This window comes from Clostridium sp. 1001271st1 H5 (assembly GCF_005845215.1).
In the GTDB taxonomy this organism is placed as follows: domain Bacteria; phylum Bacillota; class Clostridia; order Lachnospirales; family Lachnospiraceae; genus Enterocloster.
Genome location: NZ_SPHO01000008.1, coordinates 94,711 through 113,658 on the forward strand (window position 1 = coordinate 94,711; position 18,948 = coordinate 113,658).

The following is an 18,948-nucleotide window of genomic DNA, read 5'->3' on the forward strand; positions in this document are numbered from 1 at the left end:
TATGAGGGGAAAAAAAACAATAGCTTGTGCCTGTCTGATGGGTATTCTGCTTTTAAGCGGATGTGCAGGAAATAACAGGGAACCCAAGGTATATATAGACGAAAATGAACCGGAGATTGTCATTTCCCTGTTTGCCCAGGGGGATATACTGGCAGGGGCATTAAATGATTGCTGTGCCAACATCATCAATCCCAGGTATAACAGCAATATCATTGTGTACAGCGATTATGCAGACTTCTTTGAAGAAGAAGGCCTCTCTTACCGCGAGCTTTTGCTAAAACGCATGGAAAGCGGGATGCCGGATGACCTTTATATCATAACCGCAGAGGACGTACTGGAGTTTGACAGGAGGGGGTATATATATGATTTATCGGAACTCACATGTATTGACAACCTGTCCGAGGATGCTTTGCAGCAAAGCATCTGCAACGGGAAGGTGTTTTCGGTTCCCTTGTCTTACACCAGCTTTGGGCTGATTTGGAATGTGGACATGCTTCATCAGTACGGCCTGGAGGTGCCGGGGAATCTGAAAGAATTCCAGACTGTCTGTGAAACCCTGAAGCAGAATGGAATTCTTCCCTATGGGGGAAACCGGGACTTCGGCATCAGTGTACCGGTTATGTGTGCGGGACTGGGCCCTCTGTACCAGAATCCGCAGAGTGAGAAACTTGTGGAAGAGCTGGCCAACGGTAAAACGCCGGTGAGCACCTATATGAGGGACGGTTTCCAGTTCCTTCAGACCATGATTGACAGCGGATATTTGGATGTGGAACAGACCCTTGCCACTCTGCCTGGCACAGATGAGGAAATATCCTTTTTTTCGGAAGGGAACTGTGCATGTATCAGCTCTATCTGCCGGGCAAAGGCATTTGCCCACGATTATCCTTTTGAGGTGGAGATGACGGCCCTGCCGGTGCTGCCCCGGGGCGCTGTCTGCGTGGTGGGTGCGGACCTGAGATTATCTGTAAATCCAAAGTCGGAACATCTAAATGAGGCAGTGATGATAGTTGAGAATTTGTGCACCAGGGAAATGCTGGATGGTCTGGCGGAACAGCTGGGCAAGGTTTCTTCTGCACAGGGAAATAAAGCCGCTACCCTGCCCCAGGCGGACCGGCTTGTTTCCTGCCTGTCGGTCAGCCGCCAGGTCCCTAATCAGGATTTTTCCCTGCATTTTAATACCTGGAATACCATTAAGGAGCTCAGTGTGAAACTCTGTGAGGGCGCCGGTGTGGACCAGGTATGCAGGGAATATGATGAACTCCAGTTAAACGAAATCGCTCTGTATGGCGGGAAGGAATAGATAATTTCTTACACAGGCAGTGGGGGACAGAATGGGAGGTTATTATGCAAAAAAGAATGTTTCCTGTTATCTTAACAATAGCGCTGCTGGTATCAAGTCTGGTATCCTATTTCTACATTTATAACCTCCAGGGAAATGCCAAGGTGATTAATTATGCAGGTGTGGTGCGGGGCGCTACCCAGCGCCTGGTAAAGCAGGAACTGAATCATCAGCCCAATGACCCTCTGATTGACAAAATAGAGGGCATTCTGGAAAATCTGCAGACAGGCCAGGGTGATTACGGGCTTTCACGGCTGGACAGCGATGCGTTCCAGGAGCTGATTGTCCGGATGCAGGAGGAATGGGCAAAGCTGAAGGAAGAAATATACACGGTACGTACGGGAGAAGGCGGGGCCGCCCTGTTTGCGGACAGCGAAACCTTTTTTGAGCTGGCGGACCGGACTGTGGCTGCCGCGGAACAATTTTCCGAAAAAAGCGTCCGTTCTGCTGCCAGAAGCCTGTTTATCCTGAACTGCGCATTTATCCTTCTGACTGTCCTGTTCTATGTATACAGTGCCAAACAGGCAAAGCGCCAGAAGGAGCTGGAGAAGGCTGAGGATGAAAACAGGAGGAGAAGGGAACGTCTGTCCCAGCTGGAGGATAGCCTGCGGGCGCCTATGAATGATATCTCCGAACTGATGTATATTTCCGACATTGAAAATTATGATTTGCTTTTTCTGAATCAGGCAGGCATGGAATGTTTTCATGTGGATTCCCTGGAAGGCAAGAAGTGTTACCGTGTTCTGCAGGGAAAGGATGCACCCTGTGATTTCTGTACCAGCCCGCTGCTGCGGGAGGGTGAAAATTACACATGGGAATATACAAATCCCATAACCGGGCGCCACTATATATTAAAGGACCGTCTGCTTGAGTGGGACCGCCGGCCGGCCAGAATGGAAATTGCCTTTGACACAACGGAGTCTGAGCGGGAAAAGCTTCTGCTTAAATTCACGCTGGAGGCTGAAAAAATGGTTACGGACTGCGTGGGCATGCTGTACCGGCAGAATGATATTGTCCAGACAACCATCCAGGTGCTGGAAAAAATAGGAAGCTTTCTCCGGGCGGACCGCACCTACATTGTGGATATCAGGGATGAGAGGATGTACAACAGCCAGGAATGGTGTGCTGAGGGCATTGCACCCCACAAGGGGCAGATTCAGGGCCTTCCGGTTTCAATGATAGAGCGGTGGATTCCTTACTTCAAACAGAAGGAATGCATCATAATACAGGACCTGGAGCAGTTTGGCGATACCGGTCAGATGGAATACAGGCTCCTGCAGGAGCAGTCCATTACCAGCCTTGTGGCTGCGCCTCTTGAGAGGGACGGGATGCTTCTGGGTTATCTGGCGGTTGATAATCCGCCTGCCGGCCAGATTATGAATATTGCGTCCCTGTTGCAGACCCTGTGCTATTTCCTGCTGATTGCCCGTGACAAGGCTGAAAGCCAGAGGCAGCTCTCGCATTTAAGCTATTTTGATACGCTGACCTCCTTTTATAACAGGAACCGGTATATTGAAGACACCAATGCCCTGGCCAGTGCAGAACAGCCGGTGGGAATCGTTTATCTGGATGTAAACGGCCTGAAGGATATCAATGACCAGTATGGTCATGAATTCGGTGATACGGTTCTGGTGGAGTGTGCAAAAAGGATGAAGGAAGTGTTTGCGGGGGCTGATTTTTACCGAATCGGCGGCGATGAGTTTGTAATCATTTGTCCGGGCATAAAGAAGGAAATATTTAACAGCAGACTGCGTGGATTAAAGGCCCGGTTCCGGGATGATTCGCATTACCAGGCAGCCATAGGAGCCCAGTGGGCGGAGTCTGCCGTTAACCTGAAACAGATTATTGCAAAAGCAGATGCCAGGATGTACGAGGATAAAAAGGAATTTTACCGCCTTCATCCCGCGTCGCAGCGTTACCGGCATCACAGTGATGAAATCCTGCACCTTGCGGACCCGGACATCCTGAAACAGGAGATTGAACAGAATCACTTTGAGGTATATCTGCAGCCTAAGATTTCCTCGTCCGACCGCACGGCGGTGGGGGCAGAGGCGCTGATTCGTTACCGATCCAAATCAGATACCCTGGTGCTCCCCGGAAATTTCCTTCCGCTGCTGGAGGAAATTGAGTCCATCAGCCTGATTGATTTTTATGTATTCCGGTTTGTCTGCGCAAAGCTGAAGGACTGGATTGACCAGGGAAAGCAGGCATTTCCTGTTTCCGTCAACTTTTCTGTCTCATCCCTGATGCAGCCCTCCTTTGTGGAGCAGCTCACAGCCATATGCCGGACCTATGACATCTCGCCCTGTTATATGGAGATAGAAGTCACGGAACGGGTGCATGATGCGGAGGGACTTGATATAAAGCTGCTTATTTCAAAATTGCACCAGGCGGGATTTGCGGTTGCTATTGATGATTTCGGAACTGAGTATGCCAACCTTGCGCTTTTGTCGGAGATTGATTTTGATGTTCTGAAGCTGGATAAGAGCATGATTGATAACATTGCCCTTAATCCTAAGACAAAGACCATTGTAGGGCTTATATCCGGGGTCTGCCATAATCTGGGAATCAATATGGTGGCTGAGGGAATTGAGACAGAGGAACAGTTTCTGGCTCTGCGCTCCTGCGGCGTGGATTTGGCTCAGGGATTTCTGTTCAGTAAGCCCATATCCGCGCAGGAGTATGAAACACGGTTTTTAAATCCGGATATGGAGAAGCAGTAAGGCGGAAGCCATCCATATCAGGCCCTGGAAGACTATTTCTTCCAGGGCCTTTTTGGGTACAGAAAAAATACTGAGGGCAGATGACCGGGATACATTTCCAAACAGGCTCTAGGCCTTATCGCCCACATTCTGCATCCGCTGAATGCTCTGCACCACTGCGTCCATCACAACGCCCCGGAACTTCCCTTCCTCCAGAGTATGTACGCCGGCTATGGTGCCGCCGCCGGGGGAACACACCCGGTCCTTAAGGATACCCGGATGGGTATTTGTGTTCAGCACCATTTTGCCGGCCCCAATCAGGCACTGAGCCGCCAGGCTCAGCGCCATCTCCCGGCTGAGTCCCATCTCCACGCCTCCGTCAGCCAGTGACTCAATAAAAAGGTAGGCAAATGCAGGGCCGCAGCCGCTGATTCCGGTCAAGGGGTCGATTAATGATTCCGGCAATACGTAGCTGATGCCGATGACATCGAAAAGTGATTTGGCCAGTGCTTCTGTCTGGGATGTGCAGCGGGCGCCAAGGGCTATTCCTGCGGCTCCTTCCATTACCAGCATAGGGGTGTTGGGCATTACGCGCACCACTGCCGCATTTTGGATGTATTCTTCTAAGAAGGAGAGCTGCACCCCGCCCATGATTGAGATTACCGTCTGTTCCGGCCGGAAGAGACTGCCTGTTCCGGAGAGTGTTTCCCTGGCGTCCTGGGGGCGGACCGACAAAAATACTATATCTGCCGCTGATACCAAATCCTCATAGGCGTGGTCCGAAGGCAAGAGGATGTTTGTGTGGTAACGGTTTTGCAGGTCCGCCAGACGTGATTCGTTTACATCATACAGCAGGATGTGTTCCGGTGAAACGGCTCCGGAACGGATAAGGCCGCTGAAGATTGCCTCGCACATCTGGCCTGCGCCGATAAAGGCAATTCGTTTCTGAATAGCTTGACTCATGATAACTCCTCCGTTTTTGAAATAATACTATAATTTTATTTCATTTTATATTCAAGCGGATACAAAGTCAAGGAGACTGACATTAAAAAACAAATCTTGTGAAAAGTGTACAAAATAGACAATATAAAATTGATATATACATAAAAAATGGGATTATATATAAGATTTGTCTTGTAAACATTATCTTTGTGTGGTACTCTTATGGCGTGGACAAAAGCTGATATGGGGTGGGAAAATGAAACTGAATCATTCTTTTGTCAAAATAAAAATTTTAGTGGAGGTAAAATAATGGAAGAGAATTTAATCATTGACGGCTGCGCGTTTACGGAGACCGAATTTACCGGTGTTACCCAGGATGTTCTGCATTCAAAAATGGACGCGTTCTTTCTGACCATTCCCGGGGAGGGGGATGGGTATGTTGCCAGCACCAGGAGCATCGGCAGGATTTATAATATGCTGGACAACCCGAAATACGGCCTCATGATTGCAAAGTCTGTAGCCGATATTTATAAAGCAAAGGAAGAGGGTAAAAAAGCGCTTATTTTAGCGTTCCAGAATCCTAACTCCATAGAGAATTCCCTGGAACAGCTCCGTGTTTTTTATGAACTGGGCGTAAGGGTGATTCAGATGACGTATAACGATGCTAACTTTATAGGAACAGGCTGCTGTGAATCCCAGGACGGCGGACTCACTGATTTTGGCAAACGGGTCCTTAAGATGATGAACCGCCTCGGCATGCTGCCTGACCTGTCCCATGTGGGCAAAAAGACCACAATGGACATCATACGCCTGAGTGAGAAACCAGTGGCGGTTACACATGCCGGTGTTTATAACATTACCCCCAGCGTGCGTACCAAGACCGATGAGGAAATGCTGGCCATCAAGGCAAACGGCGGCGTCATGGGTATTTCGCCATGGGCTCCCCTGATTTGGAAAAAGGAGAAGGGCTGCCGTCCGGATGTGGGGGATTATGTGGACCATGTGGATTACGTTGTGAATCTCATAGGCATTGACCATGTGTCATTCGGTGCTGATAACACATTGGACGGAAATAAGGATGACAAGGGAACCGCGGACCAGGCCGTGCTTTATCCCGCTGTGGTGGGAGCGTATAACAGCTGCGTGGGCACCCGGTCCGATGAACGCCATGCCAAGGGATTTGAGGGCTGCTGGCAGCTGGAAAATGTCATTGCAGAGATGCAGCGCCGCGGTTACTCGGACGGGGATATTGCAAAGCTGACCGGAGGGAACCTGCTGCGTGTACTGAAGGCAAACTGGAGCTGACATACCATAAGATACGTATCATAACAGACATATTATAACTGACGCATCACAACGAATAAGATTGATTAAGGAGCAATTATGCAAAAGAGTGATTCGATACATACCAATGGCGGGGCTGCGGTAAAAACGCGCAAACCCATAAAAGTACCGCATGTCTATGTTATTATCTGCGCTATCATTTTGTTTGTGGCTGTCTGTACCTGGTTTGTTCCGCCGGGACAGTTTGATACCCAGACCATGGAGGTAGAGGGAGTCAGCCGTACCATCGTTATTCCCGGCACCTTCCATACACTTGAGGAAAAACATCCGGCCGGACTGGTGACGGTCCTGAGCTCCCTCCACAGGGGACTTGTCAGCGGCGCGGAAGTTACCATGCTCATATTCCTTGTTAACGGCGCTTTCAGTATGGTGCTTAAGACCGGAGCATTTAATGCATTTCTGGGTTCGCTGCTGCGAAGGTTCTCATCCAGGGCAAAGCTGGTAATCCCGGTATTTTTCCTGACCTTTGCCGTCCTTTCCTCCACCTTTGGCATGTGGAATGAGTATAACGGACTAATTCCGGTGTTTATGGGCCTTGGGGTTGCGTTGGGCTATGATGCCCTGGCCGGATTCGCCATACTGGAGCTGGGCAAGGGCATCGGCTGGTCTGCGGCCACGCTCAATCCCTTCTCAGTACCTGTATCCCAGGGAATCGCAGGCGTTCCCATATTCTCCGGCATGGGAATCCGCGTTGTGTCCTTTGTGATTTTCAGTACACTGGGAATCGCTTATATCTTCTACTATGGCCAGAAGGTGAGCAAAAATCCCTCCAAGAGCCTTATTCTGGGGGACAGGCTGGACATCAACTTTAACCGTGAGGAAATCATTAACACCAAGACCACCAAAAAGCAGATGTTGATTCTTCTGGAGATACTGGTTTCGCTGGTGGCTATATTTTACGGGTCCCTGAAATTAGGCTGGAGCAATGCGGAGCTGGCCGGCATCTTTGTTCTGATGGGCGTGTTTGCAGGCGCGGTCAGCGGATGGGGTCCCAGCAAGATGGCTGAAGAATTTCTTCAGGGTGCATCCACAGTTGTCATGGGCGCTCTGGTGGTGGGTTTTGCAAAGGCAATCCTGGTTATCCTGCAGGGAGCCATGATTATTGATACAATCGTGTTTTACGCCTCCCAGGTACTGCAGGGAATGCCTCCAATCATTGCAGCCCAGGGAATGCTGCTTTTACAGACACTGATTAACTTCTTTATTCCATCCTCCACCGGACAGGCCGCGACTGTGATTCCCATTCTGGCGCCGCTGGGAGATTTGCTGGGTGTCAGCCGTCAGGTGACCTGCCTTGCGTTCCAGTTTGGCGACGGCTTCTCCAATATTTTGTGGCCCACATGCTCCCTTGCCATTTCCATTGGCATCAGTGGAATTCCCATGCACAAGTGGTGGAAGTTTTTCCTGCCGTTGTTCGGCATCCTGTATATAGCGCAGACATTGATTTTGTCGGCAGCAGTTTTGATGGGGATATGATAAAACGCCTGTTTTTCTTAAAAAAAGAAAGACAGGACTCCAGCGATTATCCTTTTTGCTAAAATTTGCAGTCAGATACTGTCGGAGTTTCCGGAAATATGGTAAGATAGCTTAGAACGTGTCTGAACATTCATTCCCGCCATCCGGCGGAACGTAATGTCAGGACACGCTCCGGGCCTGCGGACGTGGCTGTGGCGGCGGGCCTTTTTGGTTCGCCGGGCCGCAATGAAGATTCCTGCACGGCGTTATCACTCAACGAATTCTAGTAAGAGGTTGCATATGGTTGGAGAAAAGATTAGAAAATTAAGAAAAGAAAAAAAACTGACGCTGAAGGATATTGCGGAGGCCACAGGACTTTCCATTGGTTATATTTCCCAGCTGGAACGGGGAGCTGTTGAGCCGTCGCTGGCGTCCCTGCGCAAGGTGAGCGAATTTCTGGGGGTTTCGCCGTATTTGCTGGTGGACCAGTCAGAACATCATCCTGCCATGGTAAAGAGCGACCAGCGGCCGATTATTAAGTTTCCCAAAAGTGAGATTTTTTACGAGATTGTTTCCCCTATGTCAGCACCGGAATATACTCCGGCGTCCATGGTGATTCAATTCCAGATTGAGCCGGGCGGCCATGACTCTGAAGAATTTCTGACCCACCCTTCGGAGGAAATTGTCATCCTGCTGCAGGGGGAAGTGGATATGCTGCTGGGAGAGATAAGTTATCACCTGAACGCTGGTGATTCACTGGTGGTGAAGCCGAATATGCCTCACCGGACCATAAATACAGGAGAAACTCCTGCAATCGGCTTTTGCGTCATGACGCCCATGGGCTGGACGGCATGACGCATATCGGAACATTCCCGCCATCTGGCGGAATGCAAGGTTCAGGCACGCTCCGGAGCCTCCTTCGGCGGTTTTTGAGGGAACTATATGAAAAGCAACTCTTCTCTGCGCAGGCTGCTTCCCTTTGCCGCCTATTTTAATATCTGTTTCTTTTGGGGGACGGCCGGCGTGGCAAATAAACTGTCCTCCAGTGTGCTTCATCCGTTTTTTGCCGGCAGTCTCCGTTTTTTGATTGCGTCGGTTCTGATGGCGCTGTGGGAGGCCGGCAGGCGGAAATCCCTTGCCATTAGTTTTCATGATGGAATCATCCTGACAGTGGGAAGCGTACTCATGTATTTCCTGAATACACTGCTGCTGCTGTTTGCCTCCCAACGTGTGGATGCAGGCATAAGCACGGTCATGGTAAGCCTGATTCCCATTACGATTCTGCTGGTGGACTCCCTTGCGGTCCGCAGACTGTGCGTGAGCTGGGTAGGGATAATTGGGATTATCGGAGGATTTATGGGGATAGCCATTGTGGTGGTGGGCAGTATCACCGGCGGAAATGCCGACCCCGTAGGAATCGCATTGCTGCTGCTGGCGGATTTGGTGTGGTCGGTGGGAACCGTCTATCTGAAATACCAGAAAATCAGCGCAACGGTGCAGGTACAGATTTTTTACCAGTCCGCCATTCCTGCGCTCCTGTTTTTTCTCTGCGCCGCATTGACCGGAAACCTGGATTTGGGGGAGCTGTCATGGCGGGGCGCTCTTCCGATGGCCTATATGGGGATTGCTGATTCCATTGTGGGCCTGACATCCTACCTGTATCTGCTCCGCAGATGGAAAACCTCTGTTGTTTCCACCTATGCCTATATCAATCCGGTAGTTGGAATTCTGCTGAGCGCCCTGCTCCTGTCCGAGCGTATAACCATGGCAAAGACGGCAGGCATGCTGGTTATCCTGGCTTCTGTATTTATAATTCAGAGAGAGGACTGGCTGCGGGGGCTTTTGCTGCGAAAAGCGAAACGGGTGGCTGATTAAGGGGCATATTGCTTTATGGTTTCTTATGCTTTGCCATATGATAGATAATGACGGATGTCAGCAGCATGGCAAATGCAATCAGCCCGCCTGCGGCCAGGATTAGCTGGCCGCTGTTCCGGCCGGTTTTTGGAAGGCGTTCCAGTTCATTCCGGGCCAATGGCGGAATGATTTCAGGTGTTTCAACCGGTATGTCGGCACCGGTTGTATCACCGGGGCTGTCTGTATTGACCCAAAAGTTTCTCTGCCCGTAGTAATAACTGCTGTGTCCCCACAAGCTTCCCTCCGGGTCCCGATAAGTCATGTCGAACTGGATTGTATTTTCATCCAGATGTTCTATCTGGCCAAAGGGTTCTTCTGCTCCGGGATAACTCCATAGACAGATGGCTCCCTGTTCCGGCATGGAAATCCGGGGCATGGAGTCTGCGTCCGTGTATTTTATCTCGGATTCATGGTCCTCCAGAAAACTTTGTCCGTCATAAATAGCGGTCAGCTCATCCATGGAAATCCAGCCAATGACAGCGCCCTCTTCCCACCCGTAATCCTCTGTTGGCTGTCCGTTTTCATCCTTCCGGTATTGGACAATACCCCATGCTTCTTTGCCCTTGGGGCAGGAGAGGGAAACATAAAAGACGGGGCCGTTTCCGATGTATTCCAAAACCTGTCCGCTGCCCGGTTCTTCCATTACAGTCACATATCCTCCGGGGCCGTTGGCATAATACCGGCGGCCCACATAATCATAGTCCCTGTCGCGTTCAAATAATTCCGGGTCATTGGGGGTCCAAATCATATCACCAAAAACCGTTATACCGGAAAGCATGCATAAGAATAGGGACAGTATCAGAACACGCAGTACCATTGAACGCTGTTTGTTTCTTTCCATCATTTATCGCCCTCCCATTATTTCCTGCTGTTTCATTTTTTCCTTTTTATATCTACAGCAATTTGTTTACCGCCAAGCCTGCAATAAAGGAAAACAGGTTTGCCCCTATGGAGAACATCCAGGGATGCCGGATGTTTCTTGCCGCTGCTTTGTAGCAAAACGCTTCTGCGATTACAGCTGAAAGCTCTGCTGCGGCAGTGACAAAGACCAGGCCCCGGCCTCCGTGGGCACGGTACATATAGTGAATAAAAACAACTGCCGGATTGGTCAGCACATTCACAAGGCCAATCAGAATCATATCCCATCTGTTCCTGATTCCAGCGGTCCAGGCGAGTGCCTCCTCCAGAACAATGGTAAATCCCAGGGATACGGCCAAAACACGGACAATCCGCATACCAATCATGTCTGCTTCACCTGCCTTAACCCCCACCCTAACAATAAAAGGGACATGACCGCCATCAGCGCCATTCCCACAGGAGATGAGGCTGCACCGGAGTTCAGCCCTCTTTGTGCATTTCCTCCAAAGCCCTCCAGATATACCGGACAAAAGCCTATAAACAGTCCAAAGGTGAGAAGTCCGAAACTGAATCCCTTTGCCCCTGGAAATACCTGGGAGACAGACCACAGCGTCATGGGCATGGACATATTCCAGCAAAATACGGCCAGTATGGCGGCAGCCGGGCTGTCCAGACAGAGAAAACCCACCGCAGCAGCGGACATGGAACGGAAAGCAGCTGTTTGAATGCCGGTTTTATCTGAGAGGAAACCTCCTGCTATTTTTCCGGACACCACGGCTCCGGCCAGAAGCCAGGCGCTTCCGGCAGTATTCCCTTTCCATGGGAAGTCCTGCACCATTCCGGAATAGGAGCGCAGGATAACCGCTCCAAAAAAACATAATGCAGCCAGCATATGGCGGAGGGGAATGCCATCATAGGAAACAGGGGCATTGCCGGAGCATTTCCATATTTTGCATGACCTTGCGCGGCAGCGGATAACTGCCATGGACAGTATGAGGGAAATTCCAATCAGAACAGCAGTGCTGCCGGCCGGCCTGTCCGGTGCTCTCCCCAGAAGACTGCCCAGAAAAATGCCGAGGGCGCCGGGAGCCACGAATATTCCCAGGGGAGCGGCCCTTTTCCCGCTGTGGTTCAGTACATCAATGCCGCCGCCCACATGAAAACATGCATTTCCTGTGCCGGCCAGGATACAGGCTGCTGCCGGCTGTCCCCCGCCAATTCCCAGTATCAGTCCGGCCAGCACGCCCAGACAGCCTGCGGCCGCCACGAAACTGTTGCGGTTCAGACGGTCGGCTCCGGCGCCGATTGGCATCTGCAGGGCAAAGGCGCAGAAATTATATACCAGCAGCCAGAGATACCAGTCCTGTTTTCCGATTACACAGGCATAAACCAGGTAAGCGCAGGCCAAATCCACCAACATGTGCGCCGTCGCATATACTCCTGTCATCCTTTCCCCTCCCCTTTCCTTTATGTCCATTTTACCACGCCCATTGGTGAATATCTTTACGAATTTCCTAATAATTCTGTACACATAAAGAAAAAAAAGAATATTGTCAGCGGTTGTTTCTGTACGATTCCTGTTTTTTTGTTATAATGGTTACAGGATATATGGATTGCGGAATGCAAAATAGCAGTAAAGAAGGTGGACAGTTTGGCGAAACGTACGGCATTGGCTGATGTGGCAAAGGTGGCCGGGGATTACGCTGAAACGAATACATTGTTTCAGATTCAGTGCCACAGCTATTCTTATGAGTGGTACAGGAACGGGTAATGCCGGCGGTGGTGGTGAATGGCAATCTGGAGTGTTTTATGGATAATCACCAGAGGGAGTCAGGCTATCTGTTTTAAATACTGTATTCTATAATCATACTTAAGATAACGATAACGTTATGCTAAAATATAATCATTTATTTTATGGAGGGAAAATCATGAACGAGAGAAATGGAGAAAACTGGTGCTTTTGGGAGGAGATGGAGGCTGAGGAGGCAGGTCCTGGTGTGGTGCGCCGGGTTCTGGCTTTTTGTGATGAGATGATGTGTGTGGAAAATACCTTTAAGGCAGGGGCAATCGGTGCATTGCATCATCACCCCCACACACAGATTACATACATTGCAAAGGGCCGTTTCCTGTTTACAATTGGAAACGAAACCCATGAGGTGAAACAGGGAGATACGCTTTTGAAGCAGGATGATATCATACATGGCTGCAAGTGTCTGGAAGATGGTGTTCTGGTAGACATTTTTAATCCGATGCGGGAAGATTTTTTGAAATAGGGCAGGGAACATCCGGACCAGATACGCCGGATGTGATTTTCGGCAGCAGGAAGAATGGGATTAAGGAACGTTTTGAACCTTATGATGCAACCGACAGCAGCACCGGCCGTAATGGCTGGTGCTGTTTTTCGGGTGCGCCCGGCGGAGTGCATCTTCTGCTGGATTTTGTATCGTGCTGTATGACGCTTATATGATACTGCGGTATCCGGCAGACGTGTTCTGTAAGAAACCATGCCGTATGGAATCCATACTATATTTTCTTGTCCGGTTTTGATATAATAGATTAAATATACATGATTATGTTTATTTTGATTGGGAGGATGTCCGGTTTCCGGATGAGGAGGATGTGTTGAATATAGCAGCTGTCCGGGGCGCGGATACGCCATTTAATAGGCATCGGAATGAACGTTCAGCCGGATATATCTGTACCTATCCCTGATGAAAGCGGGGCAGCAGTCAGAGGGTGTCAGAATGATACAGAAAGAGTTGTTCCATACAGAGAACAAGGAGGTATCGAATGAAAAACAATAAGTTGTTTCAGACGAACCTGTTAGTCAGCAGCATACTGGTTGTGGGCTTTATCCTTACGGCATTTTTCAGCTACCGCGCCAATTACCGGGCGTCATTGGAAAGCATAGAACAAGTATCCTCCCTGACAGCGGAGGGAATCTATTATCAGATAACGGCAATGCTTACTAAGCCGGTGAACATTTCGCTTACAATGGCCCATGACAGCCTTCTGGCGGACCATCTTCTTGGGGAGAACAGCCATCTGGATGATTCAGACTACGTGGAGACTACAAAAACATATCTGAGAACATATCAGAGGAAATATGGTTTTGATTCCGTGTTCCTGATATCCACAGCATCCGGCCGCTACTATAATTTTAATGGACTTGACCGCGTAATGGAGGAGGGGGACCCGGAGAATGTATGGTACTACGAACTTCTGGGCAATGATTTGGAGTATTCCCTTAACGTGGATAATGACCAGGTAGAGGGGGCGGATAACAGGATAACTGTTTTTGTAAACTGCAAGGTCACTGCACCGGACGGGGCTGTGATTGGCGTTGTGGGAGTCGGTATCCAGATTGATTATCTGGAGGAACTTCTGCAGGAATATGAGGACAGCTACGGCAACAGGGCCAGCCTGGTCAATCAGGATGGATTTATAGAGATATCCACGACCTATAACGGGTATGAAAAAAAGGACTGGTTTGAGGTATATGGCCAGGGGGGTATACGGGAACAGGTACTTGGTTTTCAGGAGTCTGACAACAGTATGGAGTTCTGGACGAATTCCGGCCCAAAGGAAGGGAAGAGAAGCTTCATTGTAGAACGGTATATTCCGGAATTGTCCTGGTATCTGCTTGTGGAACAGGATACCGGTCCAATCGTGGAGGCCATGAACCGGCAGCTTTATCAGACCGGTTTCATACTGACCGTGGTTATACTCACGGTACTGATTGTCATTACCGCTGTAATCCGCAAGTACAGCAGTCAGGTGACAGAGCTGGTGGAGGAGCGGCAGGCGCTTTTTAAAAAGGCAACGGAACAGCTCTATGAAAGTATCTATGAACTGAATCTGACGAAGAACTGTTATGTGGGAAAGCAGACAGAGGAGTATTTTGCAAGCCTGGGGGCCGGAGGACTTCCCTTTGACCAGGGACTGCGTGTTATTGCCCAGAAACAGATTAAAGAGGAGTTCCGGGAGGGATATGTTTCCATGTTTACCCCGGAAAATGCCATCCGGGAATATGAGGCTGGAAATGGCCATCTGCAGTACGATTTTATGATTTCCCAGAACGGGGAGGATTATCATTGGATTCGTGTGGAAACCTTCCTGTTCTACTCAGAGGAGGACAGTTCCGTCCACATGTTCTCCTATCGGAGAAATATCGACGCGGAAAAGAAACGGGAATGGCAGGCCACAATTGACGAGATGACAAAGCTGCTCTCAAAAAAGGCCACAGAGCGGCTGATTGACAAACAGCTTTCTGAAAATCCGGATGGGATGTATGGTTTTTTTATTTTTGATATTGATGAATTTAAACTGGTAAATGACCGGTATGGCCATTCCTTTGGAGATTTCTGTATCTGCAGTTTTTCGGATATCCTGCAAAAGCATTTCAGGAGAGGGGATATTCTCGGCAGGATTGGCGGAGACGAATTTGCTGCCTTCATTCAGGTACCCGATATTGAAGGCGTGGAGGAAAAGGCAGAGACTCTTTCCGCTGCCCTCCATACGCTGATTGTGAGAGGAGAAATTAGCTGCAATATCACGGCCAGCATCGGTATTGCCTTATACCCAAGGGACGGAAGAAGCTTTGAAGAGCTGTACCAGAAGGCGGATGGCGCCCTTTATGAGACAAAACTGAGGGGAAAGGACGGGTTTACCATTGTGTCTTAGAAAGGCTGCGCGGGTCATGGCAGCGTCCTGCTGTGTGTTACAGAGAAAGGTCTTCCGTGATTTTTGGAGAATCATGGAAGACCTTTCGGGTTTAAGCATTTAATACATCCAGCAGCTTATTACGGCCAGATACCTCTCAGCTTTTTCGTATCTATGACCTTTTTAACGGCTATGAGATAAGCTGCCCTGCGCAGGGAAACCTTATGCGTCCTGGCAGTTTCCCATACATCGGAGAAAGCAGCCGCCATCTTCTCCTCCAGGGTTTTATTCACTTTATCTTCTGTCCACCACATTTCCTGGATATTCTGCACCCATTCAAAATAGGAGACAACAACACCGCCTGCATTGGCCAGGATATCAGGTACGATGAGGATGCCCTTATCGTGCAGGACGGCGTCGGCTTCCATGGAAACAGGACCATTGGCAGCTTCCACGATGTACCGGGCGCGGATGGTTTCCAGATTGGTACGGTTAATCTGGTTCTCCAGGGCAGCGGGAATCAGGAAGGTGACGGGAAGCGCAAGCAGCTGCTCATTGGTCAGGAAGGCCACGGAGCTGTTTTCAGACGCATATTCCTTAAGCAATGCACCGCATTTGCAGAATTCCAGCATTTCGGTTATGGGAAGGCCATCTTCGCAGTATACGCCGCCGGAAACATCGCTGATAGCCTGAATGCGGACACCGGATTCATGCAGAAGACGGGCAGTGGTGCTTCCCACATTTCCAAAACCCTGTATGGCGGCGGTGCAGGATGAAATATCCAGGTCCAGGGCATGAATCAGGTTATGTACGGTAAACATTACGCCCCTTCCTGTGGCTTCCTTACGGCCGACGGCCCCGCCCAGTTCCAGGGGCTTTCCTGTGACAACACCTGGTATACAGTGGCCGTTAAGCATACTGTAAGTGTCCATAATCCAACCCATGACCGTGGGATTGGTCCCCACGTCCGGCGCCGGTATATCCTGCTGCGGACCAATAATGGGAGCTATCATGGAAGTATAACGCCGTGTGAGCCTGCGAAGCTCGTGTATGCTCAGGCTGGAGGGGTCCACCCTGATGCCGCCTTTTCCTCCCCCAAAGGGAATGTCAACTACCGCGGATTTGAAGGTCATCCAGGCGGCTAATGCTTTTACTTCATTGATGTTGACATCCTGGTGGTAGCGGATTCCGCCTTTGGCAGGTCCCCGTGATGTGGAGTGCTGTACACGGTAGCCTTCAAAAACCTGGATGGAGCCATCGTCCATCTCAATGGGGATGGCTACCTTAAGCTCCCTCTCAGGGTAGGCCAGGGCGATATAATCATCCCTCTCATACCCGCATGCTTTCGCACAATCCTCGATAATCTGGAGCACATCCTGATAAGGGTCATATGTGTCCGACATTAGTATCCTCCTTTCGTGATGAAAACAGAAATGTAAAATGTAAAATTTCAGATTTTATACAAATTATATTCTGATAAATTATGTTTGTCAAGTCTAAAATACAAAAATCTAGGTTGACAAACGCCCGGTATTGGATTATTATAAATTTACAAACTAAAATTTTAGATATCAGTAAGCGAGGAACATGTTTAATAAAGTAAAATACAGCAGCTTGAATGAGCTGATATATGAAGAGATTAAGGCGAAAATCATTAATAACGAACTCAGGCCCAATGAGAAGCTGGATGTGGATTTTCTGAGCAGTTCTTTGGGAGTCAGCCGTACCCCGGTCACCAATGCCCTGAAATCCCTGAATAAGGATGGGTATGTCATCATTAATCCCAGAAGCGGGAGTTATGTGCGGGAGCTGAGTAAGGAGGAACTACGCTGCATTTTCAATTTCCGAGAGGCGTTGGAGAGCCAGGTCATACGGGAGGTCATAGGGATTACGGACGTGGAGGTGCTTGACGGCTTCGGGGATGAATTCCGGAAACTGCTGGATATTGAGCCTGAAGGCGGACTGGATGCAAAGAAGCGTCTGGTGGAGGATTTTTTTGACATAGAAATGAGATTCCATGAATATCTGATTGACCTGTGTCCGAAAATCATTGGAGATGAAATCAAGAACCTGATTGATTTGACGAAACGGATTCGTATACTCCACATTACATATAATGTGAACAGTGCTCCGCTGGAGAAATTTCATTATGAAATCAGGATACACTGTGCGCTGATTGATGCCTTAAGACAGCAGCAGCTGGATAAGTGCATTGAGCTGATTGTCCAGGACATCCGCAATACAAAGAAAGAAATCATGGATTGCTTTGATGCGATTAACTAAATAAAATTACAAAAATGTAAATATGCATGTGACAGGATTTACATTTTTGTTTTTGCACTATGTGAAATTTTAGATTTAACATTTCAAGGAGGTAAAGGTAGGTATGAGTAATGTATTCTATGCAAATCTGGACAAGAAGTACAAGAGTGTGGAACGGGCAGAGGGGTCCTGGGTGTATGACACGGACGGAAAAAAATATCTGGACTGTGCTGCCGGAATAGCGGTTACCAACATCGGGCAGGGCATAAAGGAAGTTATTGATGCCATGTATGAGCAGGCTTCCAATGTTTCCTATGTGTATGGGGGAACGTTTACAAGCGAGGCAAAGGAGCGCCTGTCCCAGCAGATTATTGAGTTGTCGCCTGAAGGAATGGATAAGGTATTTTTCTGCTCCGGAGGCTCAGAGGCAGTTGAATCCATGGGCAAGATTGCAAGGCAGTATCAGGTAGAGGCGGGAAGACCGGGAAAATATAAAATCATCAGCCGTTGGCAGAGCTACCATGGAAATACAATTGCCACCCTGACCTACGGAGGAAGACCGTCCTGGAGAGAGACGTATGACAATTATCTGATGAAGATGCCTCACATTGCACAGTGCAACTGCTACCGCTGTCCATACGGACTGTCCTATCCGGAATGCGGGCTTCCTTGTGCGGAGGAGCTGGAGCGCATTATTAAATACGAAGGACCGGATACGGTGGCGGCATTTCTGATAGAACCCATTGTGGGAACCACATCCTGCGCTACCATGCCCCCGGTGGAATACATGAAGCGAATCCGTGAAATCTGTGATAAATACAATGTGCTGTTCTGTGTGGACGAAGTCATTACCGGCTTTGGAAGAACCGGAAAGAATTTTGCAATGGACCATTTTGGCGTTGTGCCGGATTTAATCAGCGTGGCCAAAGGCCTGGGCGGCGGATATGTTCCCATAGGAGCCGTTATTGCCCATAAGAAGGTGGTGGATGCGTTTGAGAAGGGCAGCAGGAATCTGATACATAGCTTTACCTTTGCAGGGAATCCACTGGTCTGCGCAGGAGCCAGCGCCGTGCTTTCCTATACCGTGAATAACAACCTGGTGGAGAGGGCTGCAAAGGAAGGGGAGGTTTTCCTGGGGAAATTAAAGGATGCCCTGGGCGATTCACCGGTGATTGGAGATATACGAGGCGTCGGAATGCTGATTGGCGTTGAGCTGGTGAAGGACCGGGAGAAGAAGGAACCCTTTGACCCTGGGAAGAATGTGTCCGGTTTTATTGCGGGCTATTGTTTTGACCATGGGCTGCTAATCAGTTCAGGGGTAACAGGGACCGCAGACGGCATATCAGGGGAAGCGCTGCAGATTTCCCCGCCCTTGATTCTGGATGAGGATGAGATGGACTTTGCAGTGGATATCCTGAAAACGGCTGTGCTGGAGGCGGAGCGCAGGTTTCTGTAACGTAAGGAGGAGCG

16 protein-coding genes are annotated in these 18,948 nt (G+C 49.4%); 11 read left to right on the forward strand and 5 right to left on the reverse strand.

Translation table 11 applies throughout. From position 1 onward, the window contains the following. Position 1 precedes the first annotated feature (1 nt). Positions 2 to 1,300 (forward strand): ABC transporter substrate-binding protein, encoded by a 1,299-nt coding sequence (locus FGS84_RS13750; RefSeq protein ID WP_138309119.1) that lies wholly within the window; start codon positions 2 to 4, stop codon positions 1,298 to 1,300. Positions 1,301 to 1,344: 44 nt separating this feature from the next. After that, a complete protein-coding gene (locus FGS84_RS13755) occupies positions 1,345 to 4,062 on the forward strand; it encodes an EAL domain-containing protein (protein WP_138309120.1) in 2,718 nt (905 codons plus the stop codon). Between the two features lie 108 nt (positions 4,063 to 4,170). Here the strand turns inward: FGS84_RS13755 and proC are convergent, their stop codons facing one another. Beyond that, complete coding sequence (gene proC / locus FGS84_RS13760; protein WP_138309121.1) at positions 4,171 to 5,004, reverse strand: pyrroline-5-carboxylate reductase; 834 nt, start codon at positions 5,002 to 5,004, stop codon at positions 4,171 to 4,173. 288 nt (positions 5,005 to 5,292) lie between these two features. Here proC and FGS84_RS13765 point away from each other — a divergent pair, with 288 nt between their 5' ends. From FGS84_RS13765 to FGS84_RS13780, 4 genes are all read left to right on the forward strand, one after another. Beyond that, positions 5,293 to 6,288 carry a membrane dipeptidase gene (locus tag FGS84_RS13765; RefSeq protein WP_138309122.1) on the forward strand — a complete coding sequence of 332 codons (996 nt, stop codon included), beginning with the start codon at positions 5,293 to 5,295 and terminating at the stop codon, positions 6,286 to 6,288. Positions 6,289 to 6,366: 78 nt separating this feature from the next. After that, complete coding sequence (locus FGS84_RS13770; protein WP_138309123.1) at positions 6,367 to 7,803, forward strand: TIGR00366 family protein; 1,437 nt, start codon at positions 6,367 to 6,369, stop codon at positions 7,801 to 7,803. Between the two features lie 279 nt (positions 7,804 to 8,082). Beyond that, a complete protein-coding gene (locus tag FGS84_RS13775) occupies positions 8,083 to 8,637 on the forward strand; it encodes an XRE family transcriptional regulator (protein ID WP_138309124.1) in 555 nt (184 codons plus the stop codon). A gap of 87 nt (positions 8,638 to 8,724) precedes the next feature. After that, positions 8,725 to 9,657, forward strand: coding sequence for an EamA family transporter (locus tag FGS84_RS13780; protein ID WP_138309125.1), 933 nt, complete (start codon positions 8,725 to 8,727; stop codon positions 9,655 to 9,657). Positions 9,658 to 9,670: 13 nt separating this feature from the next. Here the strand turns inward: FGS84_RS13780 and FGS84_RS13785 are convergent, their stop codons facing one another. The 3 genes from FGS84_RS13785 to FGS84_RS13795 are packed head-to-tail and all read right to left on the reverse strand — an operon-like array spanning position 9,671 to position 12,001. After that, complete coding sequence (locus tag FGS84_RS13785; RefSeq protein WP_138309126.1) at positions 9,671 to 10,540, reverse strand: LPXTG cell wall anchor domain-containing protein; 870 nt, start codon at positions 10,538 to 10,540, stop codon at positions 9,671 to 9,673. A 49-nt stretch (positions 10,541 to 10,589) separates the two neighbouring features. After that, a complete protein-coding gene (locus FGS84_RS13790; protein WP_138309127.1) occupies positions 10,590 to 10,940 on the reverse strand; it encodes a hypothetical protein in 351 nt (116 codons plus the stop codon). Continuing rightward, complete coding sequence (locus FGS84_RS13795; RefSeq protein ID WP_138309128.1) at positions 10,937 to 12,001, reverse strand: MFS transporter; 1,065 nt, start codon at positions 11,999 to 12,001, stop codon at positions 10,937 to 10,939. Before FGS84_RS13795 ends, FGS84_RS13790 begins: the two co-directional genes overlap by 4 nt. Positions 12,002 to 12,482: 481 nt before the next feature. Between FGS84_RS13795 and FGS84_RS13800 the strand changes: the two genes are divergently transcribed. The 3 genes from FGS84_RS13800 to FGS84_RS13805 all read left to right on the forward strand — a co-directional run bounded on the left by FGS84_RS13800 (position 12,483) and on the right by FGS84_RS13805 (position 15,237). Beyond that, the gene (locus FGS84_RS13800; protein WP_138309129.1) at positions 12,483 to 12,827 is read left to right on the forward strand and encodes a cupin domain-containing protein; all 345 of its coding nucleotides are present in this window, start codon (positions 12,483 to 12,485) and stop codon (positions 12,825 to 12,827) included. Between the two features lie 32 nt (positions 12,828 to 12,859). Then, a complete protein-coding gene (locus FGS84_RS31205; RefSeq protein ID WP_207671121.1) occupies positions 12,860 to 13,021 on the forward strand; it encodes a hypothetical protein in 162 nt (53 codons plus the stop codon). A gap of 323 nt (positions 13,022 to 13,344) precedes the next feature. Beyond that, entirely contained in the window at positions 13,345 to 15,237 is a 1,893-nt protein-coding gene (locus FGS84_RS13805) for a sensor domain-containing diguanylate cyclase (protein ID WP_138309130.1), read from the forward strand. Between the two features lie 119 nt (positions 15,238 to 15,356). On the opposite strand, the gene FGS84_RS13810 is transcribed toward FGS84_RS13805, so the two are convergent. Next, complete coding sequence (locus FGS84_RS13810; protein WP_138309131.1) at positions 15,357 to 16,619, reverse strand: Glu/Leu/Phe/Val dehydrogenase; 1,263 nt, start codon at positions 16,617 to 16,619, stop codon at positions 15,357 to 15,359. 211 nt (positions 16,620 to 16,830) lie between these two features. Here FGS84_RS13810 and FGS84_RS13815 point away from each other — a divergent pair, with 211 nt between their 5' ends. Both FGS84_RS13815 and FGS84_RS13820 read left to right on the forward strand, forming a co-directional pair. After that, positions 16,831 to 17,499, forward strand: a complete 669-nt coding sequence (locus FGS84_RS13815) for a GntR family transcriptional regulator (protein WP_240305586.1) — start codon at positions 16,831 to 16,833, stop codon at positions 17,497 to 17,499. A gap of 103 nt (positions 17,500 to 17,602) precedes the next feature. Continuing rightward, a complete protein-coding gene (locus FGS84_RS13820; protein ID WP_138309133.1) occupies positions 17,603 to 18,934 on the forward strand; it encodes an aspartate aminotransferase family protein in 1,332 nt (443 codons plus the stop codon). Positions 18,935 to 18,948: the final 14 nt, after the last annotated feature.

Bases quoted from the DNA above. Each gene is read 5' to 3' on its own strand.
- FGS84_RS13750 (WP_138309119.1), top strand. From the start codon at position 2: ATGAGGGGAAAAAAAACAATAGCTTGTGCCTGTCTGATGGGTATTCTG.
- FGS84_RS13755 (WP_138309120.1), top strand. From the start codon at position 1,345: ATGCAAAAAAGAATGTTTCCTGTTATCTTAACAATAGCGCTGCTGGTA.
- proC (WP_138309121.1), bottom strand. From the start codon at position 5,004: ATGAGTCAAGCTATTCAGAAACGAATTGCCTTTATCGGCGCAGGCCAG.
- FGS84_RS13765 (WP_138309122.1), top strand. From the start codon at position 5,293: ATGGAAGAGAATTTAATCATTGACGGCTGCGCGTTTACGGAGACCGAA.
- FGS84_RS13770 (WP_138309123.1), top strand. From the start codon at position 6,367: ATGCAAAAGAGTGATTCGATACATACCAATGGCGGGGCTGCGGTAAAA.
- FGS84_RS13775 (WP_138309124.1), top strand. From the start codon at position 8,083: ATGGTTGGAGAAAAGATTAGAAAATTAAGAAAAGAAAAAAAACTGACG.
- FGS84_RS13780 (WP_138309125.1), top strand. From the start codon at position 8,725: ATGAAAAGCAACTCTTCTCTGCGCAGGCTGCTTCCCTTTGCCGCCTAT.
- FGS84_RS13785 (WP_138309126.1), bottom strand. From the start codon at position 10,540: ATGATGGAAAGAAACAAACAGCGTTCAATGGTACTGCGTGTTCTGATA.
- FGS84_RS13790 (WP_138309127.1), bottom strand. From the start codon at position 10,940: ATGATTGGTATGCGGATTGTCCGTGTTTTGGCCGTATCCCTGGGATTT.
- FGS84_RS13795 (WP_138309128.1), bottom strand. From the start codon at position 12,001: ATGACAGGAGTATATGCGACGGCGCACATGTTGGTGGATTTGGCCTGC.
- FGS84_RS13800 (WP_138309129.1), top strand. From the start codon at position 12,483: ATGAACGAGAGAAATGGAGAAAACTGGTGCTTTTGGGAGGAGATGGAG.
- FGS84_RS13805 (WP_138309130.1), top strand. From the start codon at position 13,345: ATGAAAAACAATAAGTTGTTTCAGACGAACCTGTTAGTCAGCAGCATA.
- FGS84_RS13810 (WP_138309131.1), bottom strand. From the start codon at position 16,619: ATGTCGGACACATATGACCCTTATCAGGATGTGCTCCAGATTATCGAG.
- FGS84_RS13820 (WP_138309133.1), top strand. From the start codon at position 17,603: ATGAGTAATGTATTCTATGCAAATCTGGACAAGAAGTACAAGAGTGTG.